Source organism: Acidovorax sp. WCS2018Noco2-16 (genome assembly GCF_031843945.1).
Lineage (GTDB): Bacteria > Pseudomonadota > Gammaproteobacteria > Burkholderiales > Burkholderiaceae_C > Paracidovorax.
Genome location: NZ_JAVTJJ010000001.1, coordinates 43,421 through 66,787 on the forward strand (window position 1 = coordinate 43,421; position 23,367 = coordinate 66,787).

General features: G+C 67.9%; 21 protein-coding genes. 8 read left to right on the forward strand and 13 right to left on the reverse strand.

From position 1 onward, the window contains the following. Positions 1-329 precede the first annotated feature (329 nt). On the forward strand, positions 330-1,658 hold the full coding sequence (gene xseA / locus RQI28_RS00210) for an exodeoxyribonuclease VII large subunit (protein ID WP_311220589.1): 1,329 nt from the start codon (positions 330-332) through the stop codon (positions 1,656-1,658). Between the two features lie 176 nt (positions 1,659-1,834). Then, the gene (locus RQI28_RS00215; protein ID WP_311220590.1) at positions 1,835-2,416 is read left to right on the forward strand and encodes a Fe-Mn family superoxide dismutase; all 582 of its coding nucleotides are present in this window, start codon (positions 1,835-1,837) and stop codon (positions 2,414-2,416) included. 208 nt (positions 2,417-2,624) lie between these two features. Here the strand turns inward: RQI28_RS00215 and RQI28_RS00220 are convergent, their stop codons facing one another. Beyond that, positions 2,625-4,487: a DEAD/DEAH box helicase gene (locus RQI28_RS00220; protein WP_311220591.1), complete on the reverse strand. Its 1,863-nt coding sequence runs from the start codon at positions 4,485-4,487 to the stop codon at positions 2,625-2,627. 389 nt (positions 4,488-4,876) lie between these two features. On the opposite strand from RQI28_RS00220, the gene ettA reads away from it, so the two are divergent. Continuing rightward, positions 4,877-6,538: an energy-dependent translational throttle protein EttA gene (ettA, locus tag RQI28_RS00225; RefSeq protein WP_311220592.1), complete on the forward strand. Its 1,662-nt coding sequence runs from the start codon at positions 4,877-4,879 to the stop codon at positions 6,536-6,538. Between the two features lie 75 nt (positions 6,539-6,613). Further along, positions 6,614-9,043, forward strand: coding sequence for a DUF1631 family protein (locus RQI28_RS00230; protein WP_311220593.1), 2,430 nt, complete (start codon positions 6,614-6,616; stop codon positions 9,041-9,043). Between the two features lie 116 nt (positions 9,044-9,159). Here the strand turns inward: RQI28_RS00230 and RQI28_RS00235 are convergent, their stop codons facing one another. The 11 genes from RQI28_RS00235 to RQI28_RS00285 form a co-directional block, all read right to left on the reverse strand. Beyond that, on the reverse strand, positions 9,160-10,521 hold the full coding sequence (locus RQI28_RS00235; RefSeq protein WP_311220594.1) for a TAXI family TRAP transporter solute-binding subunit: 1,362 nt from the start codon (positions 10,519-10,521) through the stop codon (positions 9,160-9,162). Beyond that, a complete protein-coding gene (locus tag RQI28_RS00240) occupies positions 10,518-11,537 on the reverse strand; it encodes a P1 family peptidase (RefSeq protein WP_311220595.1) in 1,020 nt (339 codons plus the stop codon). The genes RQI28_RS00235 and RQI28_RS00240 overlap by 4 nt, the downstream gene beginning before the upstream one ends. A 146-nt stretch (positions 11,538-11,683) precedes the next feature. After that, positions 11,684-11,920: a cupin domain-containing protein gene (locus tag RQI28_RS00245; protein ID WP_311220596.1), complete on the reverse strand. Its 237-nt coding sequence runs from the start codon at positions 11,918-11,920 to the stop codon at positions 11,684-11,686. 135 nt (positions 11,921-12,055) lie between these two features. Then, the gene (locus tag RQI28_RS00250; RefSeq protein WP_311220597.1) at positions 12,056-12,421 is read right to left on the reverse strand and encodes a copper-binding protein; all 366 of its coding nucleotides are present in this window, start codon (positions 12,419-12,421) and stop codon (positions 12,056-12,058) included. Beyond that, complete coding sequence (locus RQI28_RS00255; RefSeq protein ID WP_311220598.1) at positions 12,418-12,942, reverse strand: DUF411 domain-containing protein; 525 nt, start codon at positions 12,940-12,942, stop codon at positions 12,418-12,420. The genes RQI28_RS00250 and RQI28_RS00255 overlap by 4 nt, the downstream gene beginning before the upstream one ends. Before the next feature lie 117 nt (positions 12,943-13,059). Next, positions 13,060-14,454, reverse strand: coding sequence for a copper oxidase (locus tag RQI28_RS00260; protein WP_311220599.1), 1,395 nt, complete (start codon positions 14,452-14,454; stop codon positions 13,060-13,062). 1 nt (position 14,455) lies between these two features. After that, positions 14,456-15,889: a TolC family protein gene (locus RQI28_RS00265; RefSeq protein WP_311220600.1), complete on the reverse strand. Its 1,434-nt coding sequence runs from the start codon at positions 15,887-15,889 to the stop codon at positions 14,456-14,458. After that, positions 15,886-16,293 carry a hypothetical protein gene (locus RQI28_RS00270; RefSeq protein WP_311220601.1) on the reverse strand — a complete coding sequence of 136 codons (408 nt, stop codon included), beginning with the start codon at positions 16,291-16,293 and terminating at the stop codon, positions 15,886-15,888. The genes RQI28_RS00265 and RQI28_RS00270 overlap by 4 nt, the downstream gene beginning before the upstream one ends. A gap of 100 nt (positions 16,294-16,393) precedes the next feature. Continuing rightward, a complete protein-coding gene (locus RQI28_RS00275; protein ID WP_311220602.1) occupies positions 16,394-16,825 on the reverse strand; it encodes a hypothetical protein in 432 nt (143 codons plus the stop codon). A gap of 48 nt (positions 16,826-16,873) precedes the next feature. Next, positions 16,874-17,497, reverse strand: a complete 624-nt coding sequence (locus RQI28_RS00280) for a YitT family protein (RefSeq protein ID WP_311220603.1) — start codon at positions 17,495-17,497, stop codon at positions 16,874-16,876. A 157-nt stretch (positions 17,498-17,654) separates the two neighbouring features. Then, on the reverse strand, positions 17,655-19,733 hold the full coding sequence (locus RQI28_RS00285; RefSeq protein WP_311220604.1) for a heavy metal translocating P-type ATPase: 2,079 nt from the start codon (positions 19,731-19,733) through the stop codon (positions 17,655-17,657). 97 nt (positions 19,734-19,830) lie between these two features. Between RQI28_RS00285 and RQI28_RS00290 the strand changes: the two genes are divergently transcribed. The 4 genes from RQI28_RS00290 (at position 19,831) to RQI28_RS00305 (ending at position 22,932) form a co-directional block, all read left to right on the forward strand. Continuing rightward, positions 19,831-20,289 carry a Cd(II)/Pb(II)-responsive transcriptional regulator gene (locus tag RQI28_RS00290; protein ID WP_311220605.1) on the forward strand — a complete coding sequence of 153 codons (459 nt, stop codon included), beginning with the start codon at positions 19,831-19,833 and terminating at the stop codon, positions 20,287-20,289. A gap of 109 nt (positions 20,290-20,398) precedes the next feature. Further along, positions 20,399-21,211, forward strand: a complete 813-nt coding sequence (locus RQI28_RS00295) for an ABC transporter permease (protein ID WP_311220606.1) — start codon at positions 20,399-20,401, stop codon at positions 21,209-21,211. Between the two features lie 24 nt (positions 21,212-21,235). Continuing rightward, positions 21,236-22,237: an MlaD family protein gene (locus RQI28_RS00300; RefSeq protein WP_311220607.1), complete on the forward strand. Its 1,002-nt coding sequence runs from the start codon at positions 21,236-21,238 to the stop codon at positions 22,235-22,237. Continuing rightward, positions 22,234-22,932, forward strand: coding sequence for a hypothetical protein (locus tag RQI28_RS00305; protein WP_311220608.1), 699 nt, complete (start codon positions 22,234-22,236; stop codon positions 22,930-22,932). The genes RQI28_RS00300 and RQI28_RS00305 overlap by 4 nt, the downstream gene beginning before the upstream one ends. A 90-nt stretch (positions 22,933-23,022) precedes the next feature. On the opposite strand, the gene RQI28_RS00310 is transcribed toward RQI28_RS00305, so the two are convergent. Further along, complete coding sequence (locus RQI28_RS00310) at positions 23,023-23,202, reverse strand: hypothetical protein (protein WP_311220609.1); 180 nt, start codon at positions 23,200-23,202, stop codon at positions 23,023-23,025. Positions 23,203-23,367 lie beyond the last annotated feature (165 nt).

Below are 23,367 nucleotides of genomic sequence, written 5' to 3' on the forward strand. Positions count from 1 at the left end.
GATTATGGCCCACCCGGCGCTTGTCCAAAGCGGGCGTTTCATCCCTTCCGCACCCCTCGCCCCATCCTGCCGGCTCACCGCGTCACCCACAAAAACTGTGGATAACTTTGTGGGCAACTACCCCGGCATCGCCCGCCAAGTGGCGCCAGATCAAGACTTTGACAGATTGATGAAAAATCGCGCAGTGAAAAACGCTTTGAAATCAAGGGCTTGCATTAATTCGCTGGCGCTTGCGCTTGCCTGGGCATGCTGCTATGCGTTAGCTGCCGCTCGCGCTCTTCTGTGGACTAATACTCGGGCCGACATGCCTGCAAAGCCGCGCCCCGCCTATGTTTGAACGTGCAGAGCCAGGCGCGACGCCGCGTATCTGGGAGGTCGGCTCGCTCTGCCGCGCCATCGCTGACGCCCTGGAGGCGCGTTTCAACCCCGTCGCGGTGCGCGGCGAGATCACGGGGTTTTCCAGGGCGTCCAGCGGGCATTGCTACTTCACGTTGAAAGACGCGAACGGGCAGATCCGCAGCGCCATGTTTCGCCGCTCTGCCAGCCTGCTTGACTTCAGCCCGCGCGACGGCGAACTGGTGGAGTTGCGCGGCCGCCTGGGGGTCTACGAGGCGCGAGGCGATCTCCAGTTGATCGTCGAGAGCATGCAGCGTGCGGGGCAGGGCGCCTTGTTTGAGCAGTTCCTGCGGCTGAAGGCTCGTTTGGAAGGCGAAGGGCTTTTCGACAGCGCGCGCAAGCGGCCATTGCCGCTGATGCCCCGCGGCATCGGGCTGGTCACGTCCGCTGGCGCTGCGGCCCTGCATGACGTGGTGACCGCACTGCGCCGCCGCGTTCCGCACATTCCCGTGGTGCTGGCGCCCGCGCTGGTGCAGGGCACGCAGGCTCCTGCGTCGATTTGTGCGGCGCTATCGAAACTGTATCAACATACCGAGCAGGGACGAGCGCTGGAGGCCGAAAGCGCTCCTAACACTGTGCCCATCGACGTGATCTTGCTGGTGCGCGGCGGCGGCTCCATCGAAGACCTGTGGGCCTTCAACGACGAACAGGTGGCGCGCATGATCGTGGCCAGCCCGGTGCCGCTGGTGAGTGGGGTGGGGCACGAAACCGACTTCACCATTGCCGACTTCTGCGCCGACCTGCGCGCCCCTACGCCTACCGCGGCCGCCGAGCTGGTGTCGCAACCGCGCGCTGTGTGGCTGGGCGCGCTGGACTTGCTGGGCGAGCGTCTGCAGGACGCCCTGCAGCGCCAGATGGATGTGCGGCACCAGCGGCTCGACATGGCGGTGCAGCGCCTGGGGCGGCCATCCGGACTGGTGGGCCGACAGCAGTTGCAGCTCGCGCGGCATGGGCAGCGCATGCGCCATGCGGTGCTATTGAAATTGCAGTGCCTTGCGCAGGAGAGACAAGCGCTGCAGGCCCGTTTGCCCGTGGCGGTGGATCGCCGGCTTGCCGCGCAGACCGAGCGGCTGGAGCGTGCCGCACTCCGGCTGCAGCTGCTCGACCCCCGCTTGGTACTGCAACGCGGCTACGCCCTGCTGACCGACGCGCAGGGCCAGCCGGTGACACGGCCCAGCCAGGTGCACCCAGGCGACGCGCTGGTAGGCCAACTGGCCGACGGCGAAATTGACCTGACCGTATCGCAGCGCCGCCTGCTTTAGACACTGGTTTGCTGCCTTGGGCCATCGGCAACAAAGGCGGTGTTGAAGTCTCTCGGCCCGCCTACAAAGGCGGCCTTGGTTTACTTCCTACAATCGACCTTCGCCGCGTGCAGGTGCCTTGGTACCCGCCAGCGATGCGTTCTTAGAAATTCAATCAACCCACGAAGGACTTCACCATGGAACATACCCTGCCGCCGCTGCCTTACGCGATCGACGCCCTGGCGCCGTACTACAGCCAGGAAACGCTGGAATACCATCACGGCAAGCACCACAACGCTTATGTGGTGAACCTGAACAACCTGCAAAAGGGCACTGAATTCGAGAGCCTGCCACTTGAAGAGATCATCAAGAAGTCCAGCGGCGGCATCTACAACAACGCTGCCCAGATCTGGAACCACACTTTCTTCTGGAACTGCATGGCCCCTCAAGGCGGCGGCGAGCCTACCGGCGCGCTGGCATACGCCATCAACGCCAAGTGGGGCAGCTACGCCGCGTTCAAGGAAGCCTTCGTCAAGAGCGCCGTGGGCAACTTCGGTTCGGGCTGGACTTGGCTAGTCAAGAAGGCCGACGGCAGCGTGGACATCGTGAACACCGGCGCCGCCGGCACGCCCCTGACGACGGCCGACAAGGCCTTGCTGACGGTCGACGTGTGGGAACACGCGTACTACATCGACTACCGCAACCTGCGTCCCAAGTTCGTCGAGACCTTCCTCGCGAATCTGGTGAACTGGAAGTTTGCCGAAGCCAACTTCGCCTGATCAAGCGCGTTCCAAGTCTTGCGGCTTAGAGTCGCAAGGCTGGATGCCTTATCAAAAAAGGGCCTGCAAGCGTGATGCTTGCAGGCCCTTTTTTCGTTTGTTGAGCGCGCTGGGAAGATCGGATTTGGAAAAAGCGCCACCCCAGAACGACGCTGGCGGCCCTCGGGCCGCCAGTGCATCACTCACTCATGCGAGGGAGGAAAGGGTATCAACGGCCGTAGCCACCGCCACCACCGCCGCCACCGCCACCGCCACCACTACGTGGGCCGCCGCGTCCGCCGGCGCCACCGCCACGGTTGCCGCCGCCATAGCCGCCACCGCCACCATTGCCACCGCCGTTGCCACCACGGAAGCCCCCGCCGCCACGGCGGCCACCCGCCATGCTGTCCACGCTGGTGCGCATCGGGTCGGGTTGACCGCCGCCGCTGCCACCATGGCGCGGTGCGCCCAGGTGTGCGCCGGCCTGGGTGACCAGGTGCGCGTTTTCACGGCGCGGCTGGCTGTCGTCGAAGCGCGGAGCGCCACCGCCACCATTGCCACCGCCGTTGCCGCCACGAGGAGCGCCACCGAAGCCGCCACGTCCACCGCCGCCGCCCGGCTGGGCCGATGGGCCGCCAGGGCCGCGCGGGCCACCGCCAGCACCGCCACGGGGGCCGTTGCGACCACCACCGCCGCCGCCGTTGGCGCTGCCGCTCTTGGGGCCGCCTGCAGAGCGTTGTCCGCCACCGCCACCGCCGCCGCCATTGCCGGCTGGCTTTCCACCCCGTTCGCCGCCGCCCTGGCCGGCCTTGTTGGTGCGGATGCGGTCCATCATCTCGCTGCGTGCGGCCTTGGCAGCCGCCTGCATGACGTCACGGCTCGGAGGCTTGCCTGCGCCGCCCCAAATGGTCTGGCGACCCATGGCAATGGGCTCGGCCTTCTCGCCGGCTTCAGGGCCGAAGCCTTCCAGGATCTGGACGGGAATCTCCTGCTTGGTGAAGCGTTCGATATCCATCATGAAACCCTCTTCGTCCATGCAGACCAGGCTCACGGCCTCACCGCTGGCGCCCGCGCGGCCGGTGCGGCCAATGCGATGAACGTAGTCTTCCGACACGTTAGGGATTTCGAAGTTGACGACGTGCGGCAGCTCGTCGATGTCGATGCCGCGTGCCGCGATGTCAGTGGCCACCAGAGCGCGGATGTCGCCGCTCTTGAAGCCGGCCAGCGCCTGCGTGCGGGCGCTCTGGCTCTTGTTGCCGTGCAGCGCCATCGCGTTGACGCCGTTCTTGGTCAGGAATTCGGCCACGTTGTTGGCGCCGAACTTGGTGCGGGTGAACACCAGCACCTGGCTCCAGTTGTGTTCCTGGATGATGTGCAGCAGCACCTGCTTTTTCTTGCCACGACCCACGGGGTGGATCACCTGCGTGATTCGCTGCACCGTGGTGTTGCGCGGCGTGACCTGGATGCTCTGCGGGTTCTTCAGCAGCGTGCCGGCCAAATCGCGGATCTCGTCGCTGAAGGTGGCCGAGAACAGCAGGCTCTGCTTGTCCTTAGGCACCAGGGCGAGGATCTTCTTCACGTCGTGGATGAAGCCCATGTCGAGCATGCGGTCGGCTTCGTCCAGCACCAGAATCTCGACCGTCGACAGGTCGAGAAAGCCCTGCTGCTGCAGGTCGAGCAGGCGGCCAGGCGTGGCCACCAGAACGTCGACGCCGCGCTTGATGCGGTCGATCTGCGGGTTCATGCCCACGCCGCCGAAGACGACGGTGGAATTGATGTCGAGGTACTTGCCGTACTCACGCACGGATTCTTCGACCTGGGCTGCGAGTTCACGCGTGGGGGTCAGCACCAAGGCGCGCACGCCCTTGCCACCAAACTTGCTCTTCGGTGCCGTGCCTTGCGCCAAGCGGTTCAGCAAGGGCAGCATGAAGGCGGCGGTCTTGCCGGTGCCGGTCTGCGCGCCGGCCAACAGGTCATGGCCTGCCAGCACCAGAGGGATGGCTTGTGCCTGGATCGGCGTAGGGGTCTCGTAACCCTGTTCGTGCACGGCCTTCAGGATCTCTGGGGCCAGGTTCAGTTCGTCAAAGTTCATTCAAGGAGGCGCCCTGTCCAGGGCGCTTGGGGCATCGGCCTGTCGCGAACCCGTGGGGCTGCGGCCAGTCATAGGCTGATGATTCTTCAGGATCGGGAGCGGGAGCGCCGCAAGGCTGCATCCCAAGTCCCCAGCAGGTTGCTGAGTCCGCCGGTCACTGGAGCCGGCGGCTGAGTGGCTATTGTGGCACGTCTTGGCCGCATGCGGTGCGCCGCATACGTGGCTGGCCATTAGATTCGGCGTGCATTGTGAGGGTGGGCAGGAACGCCCGCGCTGCCGCGAGGCGCAAAGCACCCGATAATCAACGCTGAAACCGCGTCTTCCGGCACGACCTTTGCGCAGGTCGCTCAACCCTGCAGGACGCCGCCCATTCCAAAGAAAGAAAGTCAATGGCCCAGTACGTGTATTCGATGAACCATGTCAGCAAGACCGTGCCCCCGAAGCGGCAGCTCTTGAAAGATATTTCGCTCTCGTTTTTCCCCGGCGCCAAGATCGGCGTTCTCGGCCTGAACGGCTCGGGCAAATCGACCCTGCTCAAGATCATGGCGGGCGTCGACAAGGAATTCGAGGGCGAAGCGCTGCCAATGCCCGGCATGACCATCGGCTACCTGGAGCAGGAGCCCAAGCTCAACAACGAGCACACGGTGCGCGAATCAGTCGAAGAGTCGATGGGTGCGGTGTTCGCGGCCAAGGCGCGGCTGGAAGAGGTCTACATCGCCTACGGCGCCGAAGACGCCGACTTCGATGCGCTGGCTGCCGAGCAGGCCCAGCTCGAAGCGGTCATTGCCACCGCCGGTACCGATTCCGAGCACCAGCTGGAAATCGCCGCCGACGCACTGCGCCTGCCGCCGTGGGACGCGAAGATCGGCCTGCTGTCGGGTGGCGAAAAGCGCCGCGTCGCGTTGTGCCGCCTGCTGCTGTCCAAGCCCGACATGCTGCTGCTCGACGAGCCGACCAACCACTTGGACGCCGAATCGGTGGAGTGGCTCGAGGTTTTCCTGCAGCGCTTCACGGGCACCGTGGTGGCCATCACCCATGATCGCTATTTCCTGGACAACGCGGCCGAATGGATCTTGGAAATGGACCGCGGTCGCGGCATTCCATGGAAGGGCAACTACAGCACCTGGCTGGAGCAAAAGGGCGACCGCCTGGCGCAAGAGCAAAAGGGCGAAGAAGCCCATGCCAAGGCGCTGAAGAAAGAACTGGAGTGGTCGCGCCAGAACCCCAAGGCGCGTCAGGCCAAGAGCAAGTCGCGTCTGGCCCGCTTCGAAGAGCTGAGCGACATGGAATACCAGAAGCGCAACGAAACGCAGGAAATCTTCATTCCTGTGGCCGAGCGGCTGGGCCAGCAGGTGTTCGAGTTCCACGGCGTGAGCAAGTCCTTCGGCGAGCGCATGCTGATCGACAACCTGAGTTTTAGCGTGCCACCGGGCGCCATCGTCGGCATCATCGGCCCCAACGGCGCTGGCAAGTCCACGCTCTTCAAGTTGCTCGCGGGCAAGGAGCAGCCGGACAGCGGCGAGGTCATCATCGGCTCCACCGTGCGTGCGGCCTTCGTCGACCAGCACCGTGACGAACTCGCCAACCAGAAGACCGTGTGGGAAGACATCTCTAACGGCCTGGACATCATCAACGTCGGCAAGTTCCAGATGGCCAGCCGTGCGTATGCGGGCCGCTTCAACTTCAACGGTGCCGACCAGCAGAAGAAAGTCGGCACGCTATCAGGCGGCGAGCGCGGCCGGCTGCACCTGGCCAAGACCTTGATCGCGGGCGGCAACGTGCTGATGCTCGATGAACCGTCGAACGACCTCGATGTGGAAACCCTGCGTGCGCTGGAAGACGCGTTGCTCGAATTCGCCGGGACCGTGATGGTCATCAGCCATGATCGCTGGTTCCTCGACCGCATCGCCACGCACATCCTGGCGGCCGAGGGCGACAGCCAGTGGACCTTCTTCAACGGCAACTACCAGGAATACGAAGCCGACAAGAAAAAGCGCCTGGGCGAAGAGGGCGCCAAGCCCAAGCGCATGCGCTACAAGGCACTGAAGTAACCACAAGGCACGGGGGTCACGCCGCTCGCGATCTGCGTACGGCTGCATCCCTGCCTGCCCGCCTTTCAGGCACTCATGGCCTCTGCCGCATTTCACGATCGAAACGCCTTTCGCATCTGCGTGGCGCATGCCGTGCGGGACGGGGCGCAGGCGCTTGAGCAAGCCATTGCCGACCTGTGCGGCGTGCTGTCGCATGACGAGTCGACCGCTCGGGACATGCGTGAGCGCGACCGCATCGGCGATGCCCTGCGGCTTTTGCGTCTGCAGGAGCCCACGCTGGTGCAGGCCTATCCTACGGCGTTGATGGAGTACTTCGCCGGCACGCCCCTGGGTCAGCGGCCGGGGTCCACGGCGCATGGCCCGGCCTCGACCGCGAGCGTGGATTTCGAATGGGACGCGCTCACCCTGATGGACGACGCCCATGTGCAGGCCCAGGTAGAACTCTCGCGTGCGCAGCAACTGGTGGCGCATGCCACCGAAGCCCCGCTGGCCGATCTGGACACCCTGATGAGTGCCGCGCAAGGCCTGACCCGCGTGCAGCCCGAGCGCAACCCGTTGCGGCCCGAGAACTTCCTGCGCGCGCTGCAGCAGATCGTGAACGACGCCGGTGTGGCCGAGGCCTCGCGCCAGCTCTGGATGCGGCATCTGCCCGATCTGCTGGGCCGGCGGCTGGTGGGCACCTACCAGCGCGCGGCCGACCGGCTGCGCACCGATGGCGTGCGGCCAGTCAGCTATGGCGTGGCTGCCGGCGCGGGCCGGGGAGGTTCGGCCCACCGTTCTGCCGATGAGTCTTTGCGCGGTGCCGTGCATGGCTCCACGCGGGGCATCCTCAGAACCCGCTCCGGCCTGGACGAGCGCGCCGGCGTCGCTTCCGACTTCTCGGGCTTTGGCGCCACCTCGCTGCAGGGCGTGTCGTCCACCTTTGGCGTTCCGCTGGCGGCCGATGCCGAAGAGGCGCTGCTGACCGTCGCGATGCTGCGGCAGATGCTCGCAGGCGGCGTGATGGCGCCAGCGGCCGGTGGCCCGGCTGGCGTGCCATCAGGAGGCCGCGCTGCCCTTGGTGCGCCCACGGGCGACATCCACCGTGCGGCGGCCGAGGCGATGGATGACATCTCTCAGCTCGAGCGCATCGTGGGTCGCCTGTCTGGCGGCGTTTCCCAAGCGGCTCCGCTGCCTGTGCAGGGCGCAGGCAGCCACAGCGGATACCTGCATGGGCAGCGCGTGATGGTGCCGGTGTCCGCCGCTGCACCCGGTGGCGCCACAGCCCAGCCGCCTGGCTTGGCTTCCATCGACCCCGAGGCCATCGCCGACCAGCAGGCCGAGGCCGATGCGGTGGTCGCAGACATGATGCGGCACATCGCCCGCGAAGAACGCATGCTGCCGGCCGTGCGCCGCGCGCTGCCGCGCATTGAGCCCGCCATCCGCCAGATCGCGCGAAGAGAGCCCGCTTTTTTCACCGACGAGCGGCACCCCGCGCGGCGACTGCTGGACGAACTCACCGAGCGCAGCCTGGCCTACAGCGCTGAAGACGCGCCTGGTTTCACGCGCTACATGCGGCTGCTCAACGGCGCGGTCAAGCACCTGAATGCCACCGAGATCCGCGACGTGAAGCCGTTCGAGGCCGTGCTGCGCGCGCTCTACAAGGCCTGGGACGCGCTGGCCCGCGAGTCCGAAGCCCAGCGCCAGGAAGGCGATGCCGCGCTGCTGCGTGCGGAGCAGCGTGCGCTGCTGGCGCAGGGCGTGGCCAGCGACGTTCGGCGCATGCCCGGTGCGGCGCAGATTCCGGCCGACCTGATGGCCTTTGCCACCGGGCCCTGGGCCGAGGTGGTGGCCCAGTCGCAGATGCGCGAGCCCGGCGAGCCCGGGGGCGATCCGGCCGACTACCTGGCGCTGATACCCGTGCTGCTGACCTGCGCGCAACCCGAACTGCTGCGCGAAGAGCCCGACCGGCTGGCGCGCGCCATTGCCGATTTGCTGCCTACCGTGCGCGAAGGGCTGCTGAGCATCGATCACCCGGAAAAGAAGATCAACGAAGTGCTGGAGCGGCTGGTCGCCCTGCACCAGACCGCGGTGGGAACAGCCGCGGCGTTGGCACCTGAGCGCATCGCCGAGCCTGTCGAAGAGCCCGCAGCTGAGCCGGCGCTGCCACCCGTTGACGAGCCGGCCGGCGACGAGTTGCCCGATGGCCCAGATGCGGCCACGGCGTCAGAGCAAGAGGTCATGTCCCTGACTGCAGAAGCCGCGGCTCCTGCAGATCCAGACACCTTGACCGAGCCTGCACCCGCACCACTTACAGCACCGGACGACTATGTCGTAGGCCAGTGGATCGAGCTGAGCCGTGACCATCAGATCGTGCGCACGCAACTCACCTGGTGCAGCCCCAATCGCACGCTGTTTCTCTTCACCGCCACCGACGGCAGCACGCAGTCGATGACGCGCCGCATGCGCGACCGGCTGGCGGCGGACGGCGCGCTGCGCACCATTGACCCGCCTTCTGGCCGCTAAACGCGAAGCGGAAGATTCGGTTAATTGCTATTTATTTGATAGCTACAAGCGCTTGATGGATAAGCGCTAGAGGCCAATTTGGCTTAAATCCTGCGGGCTGGGCCATCCACCCCGCGTCAAGCCGCCTGCACCGGCCGCAACTTGCGCCGCACCAGGTGGATGTGATTGCGCAGGGCATACAACTCTTCGGCATACGACAGCGGCACGCTCACCTTTTCCACCTGCGATTCCAGCCGGTCCAGCTGCGCGCGCAGCGCATCCGGCGCGGTCTGGCCCACTTCCATTTCGTCCTCGATCTCGCGCAGCCGGCCGTACCAGCGGAACACGCGCGACCGCACGCGGAACTGGTAGAGCGGCGGCACGATGCGCGACAGCGGCAGCATCGCAGCCAGCAGGACGCCCAGCACCAGCCACATGCGTTCGATCAGGTTGGCGATCCAGAACGGCAGGTAGCGCTGCAGCAGCGGGGGCGAGCCGTTGATGGCGCGGTCGCCCTCGGCGGCAATGGGCAACTCGCTGTTGCGCGTGTTCGGAAATTCCCGCGCCCGGTTGAACCAGCCGGCCGCGCCGTGCAGCGTCTGCGCGTTCTGCGCAAACAGCTGCAGCAGCGCCGGGTGCGTGCCCTCGCGCGCCAGCAGCGACGTGGTGGACGCCACCAGCCGCACGTCGGCCGCCGGCACGTTGGCGGCCAGGTCCACCACGCCACGCGGCAGCGTCACGGGCGTGAGGAACGGAAAGCGCCGGCCATAGGCCTCGTTCTGCCCGAAGCTCATCAGCCGCACGCCGGGCGTTTGCAGCAGCATCTGAACCATCAGCGATTCGGGGGCCGATGCAAACACCAGCGCATCGAGTCGGCCGGCCAGAAACTCCACCGTCGCGGGCGTCTGGCCCAGTTGCGTGCGCTGCACTTCGGCGGGCTCGACGCGGTTGGCCTCCAGCAGTTTGTCGACCAGCGTTGGCACGCCGCTGCCCGGTGTGCCCACGTTCACGCGCAGGCCGCGCAGCTGCGCCAGGCTGGTCAGCCGGCCGGCCGGCACCACGCGCCGGGCGGCGTCTTCGCGATAGAAGAGCCAGATCGGCTCGACGAACAGGCTGCCCAATGATTCCAGCGCTTCGCTGTCTTCGGGACGCAGCTCGCCGGTGCCACCTTGCACGAAGGCCACGTCGGCCTCGCCGCCCCGCAGCAACTGCAGGTTGGCCGAAGAGCCCTCGCTTTCCTGCAGCACCACCTCGATGCCTTCGACCGCCAGCGCCTTCTGGTAGCGCTGGCCAAACTCGGCGTAGGCGCTTTGCGCCGGCCCGGTCGCCAGCGTCACGCGCCGGGGCGGGTTGGGCTGCAGCCACCAGTAGGCCAGCGCCACCAGCCCTACGGCGAGGAACGCGAGCGGGCCGGCGGACAGCAGCAAATCGCGCACGTTCAACAAGGCCGTGCGCACGCGGCGGGCCGCGGTGCGCGAGCGGGCGGCAATGGCGTTCATCGTGCCACCTCCTGGCGCCAATCGGCCAGTGCCGGCAGATGCAGACCCTCCGCCGTGGTGATCGACCGCGCGGCCTGCACTGCGCGCAAGGTAGCGCGGGCCGTCACCTCGGCCGCCATCGTGGCCAGCAACATCATGCCGAGCGTGCGGCCCGCCAGGCCCGTGCCCAGGGTGAACAGCGTGTCGCCGTCAGAGAGCGTATGCACCGGGTTGATGGTGCGCGCCAGCCCGTCGTGCGCACACACGGCAAGGCGCCGCGCCTGCGCCTTGGTGATGACGGCGTCGGTCGCGATCACGCCGATGGTGGTGTTGGTGCCGGCCAGCAGCGTGTGCGGCACATCGCCCGCCAGCAGCGCGCGGCGGGCGTCGCGCAAGTGCCGGCCGTCCGAAGTGCGGGCGCCGGCTATCGGCAGGCCGGTGTCCGGGTCGACCACGTCGCCCACGGCATTGCAGGCGATGAGCGCGCCCACCGTCACGCCATCGACGGTGATCGACGCGCTGCCGATGCCGCCCTTCATGGCGTGCTGCATGCCAAAGAGCTTGCCCACGGCCGCGCCTGCGCCTGCGCCTACGTTGCCTTCGGCTGTGGTGCCGCGCGACGCAGCGGCGCAGGCCGCATAGCCCGCGGCGGCGTCGGGGCGGATGCGCGCGTCGCCCACATACAGGTCGAACAGCACGGCGGCTGGCACCAGCGGAATACGCCCCACGCCCACGTCGAAGCCCACACCGCGCTCTTCCAGCCAGCGCACCGCGCCGGTGGCGGCGTCGAGGCCGAAGGCGCTGCCGCCCGCCAGCACGACGGCGTGCACGCGGTCGACCAGGTGGGTGGGTTCCAGCAGATCGGTCTCGCGCGTGCCGGGCGCGGCGCCGCGCACATCCACGCCACCCACGGCGCCAGCGGGCGCGATGACCACGCTGCAGCCGGTGGGGCGCCGGGTGTCGGTGAAATGGCCGACTTCGATGCCGGCGACGCGGGTGATGGAGCCGGGGTCGGCTGAAGCAAGAGACGAAGGCATGCGGGGGGCGATCAGGCGCGAACGGGCGAGGGCGCCACGATAGCGCAAGACGGTCCGCGAGCTCTGCGGCCTTTGCCGGCGTTGCAGGCTCTATGGCCGCAGTGCCTTCAGCTCACCGGCGCGAAGGGCGCCGGTGAGTCAAGGCGTCACGCCGTCACCCAGATCTTGCGCACGGTCTCGATGGTGCGCCAGGTGCCGACATAGCCGGGCTTGAGGATGAAGCTGTCGCCGGCCTTGAAGATCTGCGGCGCGTGGCCGTTCTCGGTGATTTCCACCAGGCCCGAGAGGATGTGGCAGAACTCCCAGGTTTCGCCCTTGATGGAGTGGTTCAGGCCCGGTGTGGCTTCCCAGACGCCACGAGCAAACGTGACATGGCGAAGCATCCTGCAAGTGAATTTTGACCCTGCAGATGCTAGGACGACCGCTGGCCGCGCAGGTGCCGAAAACGCCCGCGCCAACCGCCGCAAATGTGCGAATTGGCGGAGCTGCGCAGCGCAATCTGCGGTCAGGAACTCGCGTCAGGGCTTGGCGGGCTTGATGCGGCTGGCGACGAAGCCGCCTGTATCGCGCTCGGCCAGAAAGCGAACGCGCAGGCCGGGGGCGAGCGGCACATCGGTAGGCTCCTTCACGCGGAACACCATGGTCATGGGCGGCATGTCCAGGTTCTTCAGCTCGCCATGGCGCAGCGTGAGGCGGGAGGTGGCCGCGTCCCAGCGCACGACCTCGGCATCGCTCAATGCAGCTGCGTCGGTGGCTGGCGCATCGGGCGCTGCGGCGTGGTGGTCATGCGACGCGGCCGGTGCGCCGGTTTGCGCGTGCAGCGGCGCGGTGGCGGCCAAGGGCACCAGCAGGGCCAGCGAGAGGAGTGTGCGCAGCGCTTTCATGCGGGGGCCTTCGGTTGTTGGTGGTGGCGGCTGAACACGGTGGTGCTGCCGTTGCGGGCGACCAGCAGCACTTCGAACGGGTCGCGCCGGCCGCCGTAGATGGCGCCGTCCATGCCGGGCGAGCCCACAGGCATGCCGGGCACGGCCAGGCCCAGGGCCTGGGGCTTGTCGCGCAGCAGGCGCTGCACGTCGGCGGCGGGCACGTGGCCTTCGACCAGATAGCCGCCGACCAGCGCGGTGTGGCAAGAGCCCAGCTTCTGCGGCAGGTCCAGGCGGGTGCGCACTGCGGCGTTGCCGCTGTCATGCACCGTGGCCTGAAAGCCGTGCGCCTGCATGTGGTCGACCCAGTCCTGGCAGCAGCCGCAGCCGGGGTCTTTCCAGACTTCGATGGCGGTTGCGCCGGGGGCGGCCGCCTTGGCCGCGTGCGCCATGCCGGGCAGGGTGACGGCCGTCGCGGCAGCAAACGCCCTATGCAGCCAGGTGCGGCGGGTGGCCGTGGGGCGGGGTGGTGATGACGTCATGCAATGTCCTCTCTGCGGTAAGAGTTAGCGAGTAAAAATAATGATGAAATAGGCCTCTAGCGCTTATGAATAAAGCGCTGGCAGCTATTAATTTAGTAGTAAATGCATGGGGCCAGGTCAATGCCCTTCATGCCCTGCGCCGGGCTTGCGCACCCGCGCAGCGCCGTCGCCGGCACCAGGGGGTGGCATGCCGGCAGGGCGTTCCGGGGCCGGCATCGCAGCGGCTTCGCCCTGCCATTCCCAGGCGCGGGTGCCATGCGGCTGCACGTAATCGCCGGGGTCGCGCCAGTCGTTTTGTCTCAAGCCTTCGCGCACCTTCAGCACGCTGAACATGCCGCCCATCTCCAGCGGGCCATAAGGGCCGGTGCCGGTCATCATGGGATGGGTGTTTTCGGGCAGGGGCATTTCCATCGCGCCCATGTCGCCCATGCCGCGCTCGCCCATGGCCATGTAGTCGGGCACGATCTGCTGGATCTTGCCCACCAGGCCGCGGTGGTCCACGCCGATCATGGTGGGCACGTCGTGGCCCATGGCGCCCATGGTGTGGTGGCTCTTGTGGCAGTGCACCGCCCAGTCGCCGGGCTCGTCGGCGATGAATTCGATCTGCCGCATCTGGCCCACGGCGACGTCGGTGGTCACCTCGGGCCAGCGGGCGCTTTTCGGCACCGGGCCGCCGTCGGTGCCGGTCACCTCGAACTCGTGGCCGTGCACGTGGATGGGGTGGTTGGTCATCGTCAGGTTGCCCACGCGCAGCCGAACCCGGTCGCCGCGCCGGGCGACGAAGGGGTCGATTCCGGGGAACACGCGGCTGTTCCAGGCCCAGATGTTGAAGTCGGTCATCTCGTTGATGCGTGGCGTGCGGGTGCCTGCCTCCACCGCGAAGGCGTTCAGCAAGAAGGCGTAGTCGCGGTCTGCCGTGGCGATGTGCGGGTGCGCGCCCTTGGGGTGCGTGATCCACAGGCCCATCAGGCCCATGGCCATCTGCACCATTTCGTCGGCGTGTGGGTGGTACATGAAGGTGCCGGCCCGGCGCGCGGTGAATTCATAGACGAAGGTCTTGCCCACGGGAATGGCGGGCTGGTTGAGCCCCGCCACGCCGTCCATGCCGTTGGGCAGGCGCTGGCCGTGCCAGTGCACGCTGGTGTGTTCGGGCAGGCGGTTGGTGACGAAGATGCGCACGCGGTCGCCTTCCACCACTTCGATGGTCGGGCCGGGGCTCTGGCCGTTGTAGCCCCACAGGTTGACGGTGAAGCCGGGCGCGAATTCGCGCACCACGGGTTCGGCGACGAGGTGGAATTCCTTCACGCCTGCGTTCATGCGCCAGGGCAGGCTCCAGCCGTTCAAGGTGACCACCGGGCGAAACGGCCGGCCGGTGGAAGGGGGCGGCGGCACGGCGGTGCCGGTGCCGCCATGCGTGGCGATCTCGGGCAAGGCGGCCAGCGCGCTGCGGCCGATGCTGGCGCCGGCCACGGCGGTGGCCGCGCCGGTAGCGAAGAAGTTGCGGCGGTTCATGTCATTGCCCTGCGGATGTGGGAGATGGGGAAGCGGCCTGGGCGGTCGCCGGGGCGTCGCCCGGCGATGCGGCCGTCACGGCGAACTGCAGCGCGGCGTCGGCCAGCCAGAAGTCGCGCTGGGCCTGCACGGCCTGCGCGACCGCGCCGGTGCTGGCACGCGCTTCGGCCAGCAAGTCCCACACGCTGGCGAGCATGCCGTTGTAGCGCAGCAGGGTCTCCTGCTGGATGAAGCTGCGCAGCGGCACCACTTCGGTCGTTTGCTGGTGCGCCACGTCCCACGCGGTGCGGTAGGCCAGCCAGCGCGTGCGCACGTCGGTGCGGGCCTGCAGCGCGGTGTGCTGCAGCTCGGCCGCGCTTTGCCGGGTGAGGGCCCGCGCCCGCGCGCTGGCGGCGCCGCCCCAGTCGAAGAGGGGCAGGGGCAGCTCCAGCTCCCAGCCGCGCTGTACGTCGCGCTGCCCGGTGGAGGGCCGCTCGGTGGTGGTGTTGCGGCTGTAGGCCAGGCCGATGTCGCCGAACACGCTGGCGATGCCGCTCGTGCCCTGCTGGTCGGCCACGCGATCCAGCGCCAGGCGCGCGGCGCGCACGTCCAGCCGCTCACGCAGGGCGCGCGCCTCCAGACCGTCCGCTGCCAATGGCTGCACAGGCAGGTCGGGCAGGCGCTCAGCCAGCGTGAAACGGGCTGAATCGCCCCACAGCCCAAGCATGCGGGCCAGTTGCTCGCGCGCGGTGGCCGCGGCCAGGCGGGCCTGCGCCAGCTGGGTGCGACTGTCGGCCAGCGCGGCCTGTTCGCGCGCCTGTTGCAGGCGGCTCCAGTTGCCGACGCGGGTCATGCGCCGGGCCAGCTCGGCGCCGGCCTCGGCTGCATCGTGCATGCGCTCATGCGCCGCCAGCACCTGCTGCGCGGCCACGGCCCGCACCCAGGCGCTGCGCGCATCGGTGGCCAGCCGCGCCACGTCCTGTGCGGCGGCCAGCGTGGACCGCTGCAGGGCCTGGGTCTGCCAGCGCGTGCGCCAGGGCAAGGTGACGAGGTCGATCAAGCCGAACGAGAGCGTGCGTTCGATCTCGCGTTCGCTATGGCTGGTCAGGCCGCCAATGGCGAAGCTGGGGTTGGGCAGGGTGAGCGCGCGCACGCGGTCGGCGTCCTGCACGCCCAGTTGCGCCAGCCGCGACTGCAGGCCGGGGTTGTTCAAGAGGGCGATGCGCACGGCGGAGTCGGCGGTGAGGGGCTCGGCGAGCCAGCGCTGGATGGCGGCGTGAGCGTCGGCTTGCGCGGTGGCGTCCGGCGACGGCAGCGCGGCGCCGTTCACGCCAGCGGTGCGGCCTTGCGCTGCGGCTTGAACGTCGGCTTGCAAACCGTCGTGCGACACGCTGGCGCAGCCCGCCAGCAGCAGGGGGCACAGCAAGGCTGCGGCGAGGGATGGGCGCACGGTCATGGCCTGGCCTCCGGTGCTGCGGAGCCGTGGCCGTGGTGGTGATGGCTGTGGTGTTCGGCGATGGGTGCGATGGCCGGCAGCGCAACGCCAGGCGGTTGCTGTGCGGCCATCTGGTGGCGCTCCCACGCGACGATGTCCGCATGGCCGCGTGGAAATTCACCCACCGCGCGGTGCGCTGCGCGCCAGTCGGTCTGGCCGGTTTCCACGCCTGCAGCCGTGCCGGGCAGGGCACGGTGCAGCAAAGGAGCCGGTGTCGCGTCGGCATCGGCCGCTGAAGGGGTGGCCGCCGCGTGAAAAGACAGCACGGCCGTGCAAGACAACGCCAGCATTCGGCCGGTGTGAGCGGCTTGGGCGCTGTATTCGATGAGCCGAAGAACGGCGGGGAGTCGCGGCAAAGCGCGCATGGGCATCTCCTGAACGGGAACGGGAAGGCGTGTGCTTCGCGCTGCTCCGGCCTTCAGAGGCCAGCGCAGCGCGCGGCAGACGCACCTTGGGCGTCAGCGTTCAAGAAATGGGTGGCTTGATGAGCAGCGCGGCTGAGGCGCTGGCAAAGCGGGCGGCAGGGGGGCGCACGCGGTCGGCCTGCTGGCCTGGGGGTGATGCGGCAGCGGTGGCAGGCAACAGCAGCGCGGTGTGGCAGATTTCGCAGTCAGCGCACGCCGCGTGGCTGCCTGCGCCGGATTCGCAGCCGGCGGCCGCGTGCGCGTCGCTGTGGAATGGCTCGACGGGCACATCGCCATGGCAGTGATGTGGCGTGCTGGCAGCGTGGTCAGCGTGATCTTCACCAAGCCCCGCGTAGGAGTATTGGTCGTGCTGCGCGGGCACTGCCACCGCCGCATGCGGCAGCGCCATGCCGGCAGCCATGGCCGGGCCGACGAGCCCACGCAGGGTCATCAGCACGATCAAAAGCAGCAAGAGCAAGGGGCCGCGGCGCATGAAGGAAATGATAAGGCGCGTGCCGATGAGTTCCGTCAGGCGCCGGGTTCACACGGCGGTGTAGCGCCCCGGCCGGTGGTTCATGGCCAGCACCAGGTTGAGTGCGACAGCGCCGACGATGGACCAGACTACCTTCAGCGGCTCTACCGTGAACAGCGCCAGCAGCACGATGCAGCAGTCCACGCCCATCTGCACCTTGCCGGCCCGCCAGCCATAACGGTCTTGCAGGTACAGCGCCAGAATGCCCACGCCGCCCAGGCTGCAGCGGTGGCGAAACAGCACCAGAAAGCCGGTGCCGGTGATCAGCCCGCCCGCCACGGCGGCGTAGAGCGGCTGCAGTTGGGCGAACTGCAGGAAGTGCGACTGCAATTCCGTCAGCCCCGACAGCAGCAGCACCGCCGCGAAAGTCTTGACCGTGAAGCTGCGGCCCATCTTGCGCCAGGCCAGCCAGTAGAACGGCAGGTTGAACGCGAAGAACAGCTTGCCGAAGCTGATGCCGGTGGCGTAGTGCGCCAGAAACGCCAGCCCCGCCGTGCCGCCGGTCAACAGGCCGGCGCTGGTGAAGAAGGCCACACCCACGGAGATCAGCAGCACGCCAGTGAAGAGCGCCAGCGCGTCTTCCGGTGTGGAATGTGGTGCCACGGGCGACAGGGCGGGGGTGGGGCTGCTCATGGGCACAGAAAAGGAGTGTTCGAGAGGGGAAGCACGCGATTCTAGGGAAAACCATGAGACGCCAGGAGATTTCGTCGCCAGCCGCTGATTCAAGGCAAAAAAGGCCTCTAGCGCTTGTCCAGCAAGCGCTTGTTGCTATTAAATATATAGCTAATCATCATGGCCTGGCGGGCGTACGCAGCATTCGCAGTCCGTTCGCCACCACCAGCAGGCTGGCGCCCATGTCGGCGAACACGGCCATCCACATGGTGGCGTGGCCCGCCAGCGCCAGGCCGAAGAACACCGCCTTGATGCCCAGCGACAGCGTGATGTTCTGCCACAGCACGGTGTGCGTGCGGCGCGACAGGCGCACGGTTTCGGCCACGCGGCGCAGGTCGTCGTTCATGATCACCACGTCGGCCGTTTCCATCGCTACGTCGGTACCAGCCGCGCCCATGGCGAAGCCGATGTCGGCCTTGGCCAGCGCGGGTGCGTCGTTGATGCCGTCGCCGGCCATGGCGGTCATGCCGTGCTTTTGCTGCAGCGCGGCGATGGCGGCGAGCTTGTGTTCGGGCAGCAGGCCGGCCTGCACGTCGGTGATGCCGGCCTCGCGCGCGGCAGCGTGTGCGGCGGCGGCGTGGTCGCCGGTGAGCATGACGGGCACGATGCCCAGGGCGCGCAGGTCCGCCACCGCTTCGGCGGCCTGCGGGCGCAGCGTGTCCGACACGGCGAACAGGGCGCGCACGCCGTGGGTGTCGGCCAGCAAGGTGACGCTGCGGCCTTGCGATTCGTGTGCGGCCACGGCGACTTCCACTGCGTCGGTCCACAGGCCCTTTTCCTGCGCCAGGCGGCGATTGCCCAGCAGCCAGGTAGCGCCGCCGACGCGCGCCGACACTCCTCGGCCGGGCAGCGCGGTGAAGTCATCTACTTGCGGCAAGTCGCCCGGCTGCGTGTTCGCCTGCGCCAGTCCGGCGGCGATGGCCTTGGACACGGGGTGGTCCGAGCGGCTGGCCAGGGCCAGCGCCACGTCGCCCGCCGCATCGCTGCCAAAGGCGTGCTGGCCCACCAGCACGGGCCGGCCGGCGGTCACGGTGCCGGTCTTGTCGAAGGCCACGGCGCGCACGCCGCGCGCTTGTTCCAGCCAGGTGCCGCCCTTGATCAGAATGCCGCGCCGCGCGGCGGCTGCCAGCCCGCTGACCACGGTAACGGGCGTGGACAGCACCAGCGCGCAGGGGCAGGCGATGACCAGCAGCACCAGAGCGCGGTAGATGGCGTCGAGCCAGGTCCAGTCCAGCAGCAACGGCGCGCCGACGGCGACCAGCACCGCGCCGACGAACACGGCGGGCGTGTAGACGGCGGCGAAGCGGTCGACAAAACGCTGTGTGGGCGCGCGCGTGGCCTGGGCCTCTTCCACCGCGCGGATGATGCGGTCCAGCGTGGTCTGGCCGGGGGCCGAGGTGACGCGAAATTCCAGCTCGGACTGCGCGTTGAGCGTGCCGGCGAACAGCTTGTCGCCGGGCGCCTTGTCCACGGCCAGGCTCTCGCCGGTCACGCTGGATTCATCGACCGCGCTGCGCCCGGTGGTCACCACGCCGTCCAGCGGCACGCGCGCGCCGGGGCGAATGCGCACGATGCTGTCCACCGGCACGTCGGCGGCGGGCACGGTGCGCCACTGGCCATCGCCGCCACGCACGTCGGCCTGTTCGGGGCTGAGCGCCAGCAGCGCGCCGATGGCGTCGCGCGCCCGGCCCACGGCGCGGTCTTCAATGCGCTCGGCCAGGGCATAGAGCGCCATCACCATGGCGGCTTCGGGCCACTGGCCGATCAGGAAGGCGCCGGTGACGGCCACCGCCATCAGCGCGCTGATGCCGAGCTGCCCGCGCAGCACTGAACGGATGCCGCTGCGGTAGATGCCCAACCCCGCCAGCAGGATGGCCGCTGCGGCGATGGCCATGCCGGCCACGCGCCAGGGCGTTGTTTCGGGGCCCAGCAGATGCAGCAGCTCGGCCGCCAGTGCGGCGACCAGCGCGGCGGCCAGACGGCCCCAGCCGGGCAGGGCGCCGTGGTCGTGGCCGTCGTGGTCGTCGTTGGGAGCTGCGCCGTCGGCATGTGCGTGGTCGTGCCCGTCATGGTCGTGCGCAGGCTGTGTCTTATGAGCGGGCGCTGGCGGTGAGGAGCAGCCGCCGCCGCAGCAAGACACGTCGATGCGGGGCTGCCGGGGCGAAACGGAGTGATGGGAAGCGAGCGGTTCTGTCATGGCGTGATCCCTCTTTTAGGCTGGGCTGCTGGCAAGCGATTGCTTGCCAGCAGCGATGGCATGATTGAAAACCTTGAAGCCACTCGAAGGTCAAGCCATGTCCGCGCCAAGCCCCTACCACCGTATCGGAGATGCCGCCCGCCTGTCGGGCGTGTCGGCCACCAACATCCGCTATTACGACAAGGAAGGCCTGCTGCCTGCGCCGGCCCGTGGCGACAACCAGTACCGCATCTACACCGACGACGAGGTGCACCGGCTGCGGTTCATCCGCCTGTGCCGTGCGATGGACATGTCGTTGGACGAAGTGCGGTCGCTGCTGGCGCTGGACGTACACAGCACCGAAGCCAACCACGCCGCTTGCGCCACGCTGGACGAGCATCTGTCGCATGTGCGCACCCGCCTGCAGGAGCTGCGCGTGCTGGAGGACGAGCTGCTGTCCTTGCGCGGGCGCTGCAGCGGCGAAGGCGCGCACTGCCGCGTGATCGAAGCCCTGCATGAGCGCGCCGACACCCAGCCCGCGCCGCCGCCCGGGCCGGCCCACCGCAGGCACGTGTGAGCCTGCAAGTCTTATATGCTATTAAAATAATAGCTACTAGCGCTTTATCTATAAGCGCTGCAGGCCGATTTGTTACTTAAATGCCACCCGCCTCCTCTATGATCGCCCGATGATTCCCAGCCACCTGCATCCTCTGACGCTGACCGAGCGCATCGGCCAGGGCGTGCGGAGGCGGGCGCTGGCCTGGTGGCGCATCGTCTACCTGGGCTCGGTCGTGCTGGTGCTGATGCTGTCGCCCTCCAGCTGGGGCCGCAGCGCGCGCTGGCGGCTGGCGCGGCACGTGTACCGTGATACGGCGCCCATCCTGCTGGGCTTCACCGTCTTGGCGGCGTTGATCAGCCTGGTCATCACGCGCATCGTGGTGGTCACGGCGCTGAGCTATGGCCTGTCGCGCTACGCGCTGGAGATGGTGATCCGCGTGCTGGTGCTTGAACTGATTCCGCTCACCGCCGCGCTGTTCGTGGCCATGCGCGCCACCATTCCCAACGGCACGCAGCTGGCGCTGATGCGGCAGTCGGGCCGGCTCGATGCGCTGCGCTCGCACGGCGCAGACCCGGTGCGCGTGGAGGTGCTGCCGCGCGTGGTGGCGGGCATCTACGCCAGCATCACGCTGGCGGTGCTGTCATGCGTCGTCGCACTGGTCATGGCCTACCTGGGCGTCTATGGTTTCAACACGTCGGAGCTGCCGGGCTACACCCGCATGTTCGGCCAGGTCTTCACGCCGCAGATCACTTTGGTCTTCATGCTGAAAACGCTGTTCTTCAGCCTGGCCGTGGCGCTGATTCCCATGGCCGCCGGCGTGTACGAGAGCGGCGACCACCGCACAGCGATGCAGCCCGACTCGGAACTGGGTGGCCTGGCGCGCATGTTCGCCGTGCTGCTGCTGATCGAGATCGCATCGCTGATGGGCAACTACTACTGACATCGTCCCCAAGAAGAATTCCCGATGACACCCCACGACAAGGAACCGGCGATGCCGCCGCCACCGGCCGATGACCTGCTGCTGCGCCCCGTGGCGCACCTGGAGCGCAAGGCTGCCGCGCTGCTGGCGCTCACGCTCGCGCTGGTGATCGGCGCGACGATCTACCTGCTGTATGCGCGCGGCGCCTTCGAGCCCACGCAGAGCTTGGTGCTGACGGCTGATGATTCCGAGGGCGTGGTGGTCGGCATGGACATGACGTTTTCCGGCTTTCCCATCGGCCGCGTGCGGCGCATCGAACTGGCGCCCGATGGCAACGTGCGCATCCTGATCGACGTGGCCCGGCGCGACGCGCACTGGCTGCGCGAATCGAGCGTCTTCACCCTGGTGCGCGGCCTGGTCGGCGGCACCACCATCAAGGCCTACAGCGGCATCCTGACTGACCCACCCATGGCCGACGGTGCCGAGCGCCCGGTGCTGCGCGGCGACGCCACGGCCGAGATCCCGCAGCTGATGGCGTCTGCGCGCGAACTGCTCGGCAACCTGAACGCCATCACCGCAGAAGGTGCGGCGCTGAGCGGAACGGTCGCCAACGTGCGCTCGCTGACCGAGCGGTTGAACGCGCCCGGCGGTGCCCTGGGCGTGCTGATGGGCAACGAGGGCGATGCGAAGAAGATCGTCGCCACGCTGGACCGCACCAACCAGCTGCTGGCGCGCATCGACGGCATGGCCGCCAAGGCCGACAAGCAGGTGTTCGGCGCGGCGGGCGACCCTGGCCTGGTGCCTGAGGTGCGCGCCACCGTGGTCCAGCTGAACGGCCTGCTGGCCGACACGCGCCAGAGCCTGAAAAAGGTCGACGCCGTGCTGGCCGAGGCCCAGGCCATCGGCGCCAATACGCGAGAAGCCACCAACGACCTGGGCACGCTGCGCGCCGAGGTCGAAGCCAATCTGCGCAAGGTGGAAGGGCTGGTGAACGACATCCAGCGCAAATGGCCGTTTGCGCGCGACACGGAGCTGAAGCTGCCATGACATTGCTCCGCTTTTCCTCATTGCGCGCGGCCACTGCCGCGCTGTGCGTGGCGGCCTTGGCAGGAGCGTTGGCCGGCTGCGGCAGTCGCCCACCAGCGCCTGACTGGGAGATGAACGCGCACGCGGCCGCCACCAAGGCCACGGAGGCCTACTTGTCGGGCAACACCCGCGTGGCTGATCTGGAATGGTCGCGCGCCCGTGCCGAGGTCGCCCGCACCGGCCGCCCGGAGCTGCTGGCCCGGCTGGAACTGCTGCGCTGCGCGGCGCAGCGGGCGGCCCTTGATCTGCAGGAGTGCACAGCGTTCGAGCCGTTGCGCGCCGATGCGGCGGCGGCCGAGCGCGCTTACGCCGACTATCTGGCTGGACGAATCGCGCCGGGCGACGTGGCGCTGCTTCCCTCGGCACAGCGCGGCGCAGTGGCCTCGGGCGGCGTGCGGAGCATTGCAGGCATTGACGATCCGCTCTCTCGGCTGGTGGCGGCCTCAGTAGCTGTTCAGGCGGGTCAGGCCGACGATGCCATGCTGGCGCTGGCGGTCGATGCTGCATCGGAGCGAGGGTGGCGACGACCTTTGCTGGCCTGGCTCACGTTGCGCTCTCAGCGGTTGCAGTCGCAGGGCGACGGTACCGCTGCTGCGGCCTTGCAGCGGCGCATCGAACTCATCGAGAAGCAGGGCGCTCCACCTGCAAGAGATTGAGCGCGGGTGAAGTCCCCCCGAAAACGACAAAGCCGCCAGTGACGGCGGCTTTGCGGAGGCTGGTGAAGGAAATCGACCGGGTGATACGACTCAGTTGAAGACGTCGGAAGGCAGGATCGTGTCCAGCTGATTGGGCAAGGTGACCAGCGAATCCGCTGCCTGCACCGCTTCGTCCGGCACCAAAGTCATGGCGGTAGCCGCCAAGGCCAGCAACACCGTTGCGGTGAAAGCAGTGAAAGCGCGGATTCCTGGGGGGAGATGGCGTTTCATGGCGGTGTCCTCGGTGGGGATTGGGTGAGGTGATGGTCGGGAAGGCGTTGTTTGGATTAAACGCTGCAAAACCCCTCAAAACTGTCAGACAAACGCTCTGGGACGCGTGCGGAGACTGGATTTACTTTTGGTTGCTGCCTGTTAAAAACCGTTAGCTGCTTTTGG